Origin of the sequence: Exiguobacterium sp. TDN 0502 (assembly GCF_050846835.1) — a bacterium.
GTDB lineage: Bacteria > Bacillota > Bacilli > Exiguobacteriales > Exiguobacteriaceae > Exiguobacterium_A.
On sequence record NZ_JBOZGJ010000035.1, the window covers coordinates 1 to 1,221 of the forward strand.

General features: G+C 41.3%; 1 protein-coding gene. It reads right to left on the reverse strand.

Annotated elements, in window-relative coordinates; genetic code table 11:
* Positions 1 to 275 precede the first annotated feature (275 nt).
* Entirely contained in the window at positions 276 to 1,133 is an 858-nt protein-coding gene (locus ACRPK8_RS15750; RefSeq protein ID WP_432238989.1) for a proline dehydrogenase family protein, read from the reverse strand.
* Positions 1,134 to 1,221 lie beyond the last annotated feature (88 nt).

Here is a 1,221-nt window from a genome sequence, read left to right on the forward strand (position 1 = left end):
AGCTTGCGCTTCATTCGTTTTTGTATTCCGTAGAATACGATTTTTGCCTCATCGTTCAGTTTTCAAAGTTCGTCCGCCGCCTTAGCGACTTTAATAGATTAACAGGTTGTTTTGCTTATGTCAACCATGCTTTTTAAAAAACTTTTCAGCCCCAACGAACCGTTTATAAAAGGCGTCTCGCTGGAACATTTATTAATATAACAACAAAATTCGACAAACACAAGCATTATTTCAAAAAAACTTTGCAAAGGGTTTAAATCCCCTTCGCAAAGTCTTTACCTTCTTAACATGGCTCCTACTGTAAACGCAATATTCGCTGGGCGTTCTGCTAACCGTCTCATCAAATACGTGTACCAATCCACACCATGCGGAACGTAAATGACAACACGATAACCTTGTCGAACTAACTCTTGTTGTCGTCTCGGTCGCATGCCTTGAAGCATTTGAAATTCAAACCGTGATGGATCAATCTGTTTCATATGAATAAAGTCAATGATTTGTTGAATGATCTGTTCATCATGTGTCGCGATTTGAGTATATTTTCCTCGGAGTAAATTAACCTTTATTAACTGAAGGTACGTCTCATCGACTGTTTTCTTCGGTTTGATATAGAATTCCTCGTCTCCGTCGTACGCTCCTTTAACGACACGTACTGTTGCCTGAAGACGTTCTAGATCAAAACGACTTCGATGGACATTTGCCTGTAGCGCAATCCCGACGTTCGGATAATGTTCATGTACACGCTCGAATACTTGGATAATCGACTCGACCATCATCGCTTCCTCCATATTGACGGTTACGCGCATGTTTCGTTGATCTGCAGCCTCTGCAATACGACTTAACTGTTGGTAGGCGATATCCGAATCAATTCTTAATCCGATTGATGTTAGCTTTAAAGATACTTGTGCGTCTAGATTATATGTTTTGATCTGTCCGATGACTTTGATGCATTCATCCGCGATATCTACCGCGTCCTGTTCTGTCTCGACGAACTCGCCTAAACAATCTACTGTCGCGGCTCGTCCATCGTGATTGAATTGTTTGACCGTGTTGAGTGTCTCTTCCGCGCCATGCCCTCCGACGAATAACGTCCCACCAAGTGGTAATCCGACTTTTCTAGCTAATTGAATCAACAGTCTATTCTCAGCTGTATTTTGCAATAGGTTTGTGCAGTAAATTGCAGAAAAAAGTACAGAACTTTGCCAGTACATATTTAATTTC